Source organism: Micromonospora sp. NPDC005161, assembly GCF_053599855.1.
Window position 1 is genome coordinate 1 of sequence record NZ_JBSFYQ010000114.1, and the last position, 2197, is coordinate 2197.

The 2197-nt window shown below is 66.9% G+C and carries 1 protein-coding gene; it reads left to right on the plus strand.

Going from position 1 to position 2197, the window contains the following annotated elements; translation table 11 throughout:
• The first annotated feature begins 641 nt into the window (after positions 1 to 641).
• Positions 642 to 2069, plus strand: coding sequence for a group II intron reverse transcriptase/maturase (gene ltrA / locus ACWD5O_RS37045; protein ID WP_450088161.1), 1428 nt, complete (start codon positions 642 to 644; stop codon positions 2067 to 2069).
• Positions 2070 to 2197 lie beyond the last annotated feature (128 nt).

A 2197-nucleotide genomic window follows, 5' to 3' on the forward strand; every position in this document is an offset into this window, starting at 1 on the left:
GGTTCGGCTGGCACGGTTGCTGTACTTCGCTGCTGTGTGCGCCACGAGGCGCCGGAATGTCGAGAGGGGTGAGAGTCCTCTCCGTTGGGCCGTCGTAGCGGCCTGATCGAAGCTGGGGGCAGCCTGATCCGGGGGACGCCGGTGAGGGTGGCAAGCAGCCCCGACGATGCCGGGACGTGCTGGTACTGCCAGACGGTGCGGGTCCGGCTAGCGAGGCCAGGGTGCGTAACGCGAGTGAATCAGTGGTCGAAGCCTCGTAAAGGGTGCCGGCTCAAATCTGGTGGATAGGGGCCGGGTGCAGTGCGTGACCATGCCGGTTGGCGGGTCAACTCCGAAGCCGTGTGCAGCAGACGGTGGGGAGGCCACGTCGAAGGTCTACGGCGTAGGCGTGGCGAGGCTGCCGGGGTATAGCTGAGCGCCGATCTGGCTGATCGATGATCCGGTGAACGTGGGAACCATCCGCGGTCGCCCTACCCGACACAGGCAACCGGCCTGGTGGGGAGGGGCAGGTCCGTCGCCGACTGTCGGCCGTGGGGTGGGGCGGAGGCCTCGTAGTAGTCCGAGCCCGGGAGAGCCGTGGCACATGGCGAAGGGGGCCAGCAAGTCCGTAGTGGAGGTACTGGAATGCCGGGAGGGCGTTGGTGAATACCGACGAGCTGGAGGCCGCCACGTATGAGGCGCGCCGTCGGGTACTGGAGATCCAGACGAAGCTGCACCGTTGGGCCCGTGATGATCCTGATCGCCGGTTTGACGATGTGTTCAATCTTGTCGTCGATCCCGCGTTTCTGCTCGTGGCGTGGGATCGGGTGCGGCACAACAAGGGCGCCAAGACGGCCGGCGTGGATGGGCGAAGCGCCTACTACGTGCAGGCCGTGGTGGGGGTCGAGGAGTTCCTCGACCGGCTGCGGACCGCGCTGAAGGATCGCAGTTTCCGGCCGATGCCGGTGCGGGAGCGGATGATCCCGAAGGCGGGCGGTAAGCAGCGCCGTCTCGGGATCGCGACCGTGACCGATCGGGTGGTCCAGGCGTCCCTGACTCTGGTGTTGGAGCCGATCCTGGAGGCGGATTTCCTGCCGTGCAGTTACGGCTTCCGTCCGGGTCGGCGGGCTCATGACGCGATCGCCGAGGCCCGATATTTGGCGGCCCGCTCGTATGAGTGGGTCGTCGAGGGTGACATCACGGCGTGTTTCGACGAGATCGCGCATCCGGCGCTGATGGACCGGCTGCGCAAACGGATCGGAGACAAACGCGTCCTGGCCCTGGTCAAGGCGTTCCTCAAGGCCGGCATCCTCGGCCAGGACGGGACGCTGCGCGACAGCAACACCGGGGTGCCGCAAGGTGGGATCCTCTCCCCCGTGCTGGCCAACCTGGCCCTGTCGGTGCTGGACGAACACATCGCCCAGATCCCCGGCGGGCCGGGCAGCACCCCAAGCCAGCGGGCCACCCGCCGACGCAAAGGCCTGGGCAACTACCGGCTCGTCCGCTACGCCGACGACTGGCTGCTCATGGTCACGGGAACCCGCGAGCATGCGGAGCAGATGCGCGAGCACGCGGCGGCGGTCCTGGCCCCGATGGGATTACGCCTGTCGGCGGAGAAAACGAAGATCACCCACATCGACGAGGGTGTCGACTTCCTCGGCTGGCGCATCCAGCGCCACCGCAAGCGAGGCACCAACCGGTATTACATCTACACCTACCCGTCCCGCAAAGCGATCAAAGCGGTGACGGTCAAGGTGAAGACGATCTACCGGCGCAACGTCAACCAGCCGCTCCAGACCCTCATCGGCCAGCTCAACCCGGCGCTGCGGGGCTGGTGCGCCTACTTCAGACCCGGCGTGTCCGCCGCTACCTTCGCCGACCTGTCCAAATACACCCTGGACCGGTTCCTGCGATGGGCACGACGCAAACACCGCCGGATCACCGTGAGGACCATCCGCCGCCGCTACTGCAACGGCGGATGGTGGCCAACCACACCGGAGATCGGCCTGTTCAACCCGGACAAGATGCGCACCACGCGCTACCGCTACCGGGGAACAGCCATCCCCACCCCGTGGACGGCCATGGGATAAGGACCACGAACCCCAACGGGACTTGTGGAGAGCCCGGTGCCAGGACGACTGGCACGCCGGGTTCGGGAGGCGGCCCAAGGAAACGGACCGGTCGAAACACCAGCACCGCGCCTTGGGTCGACCTCACA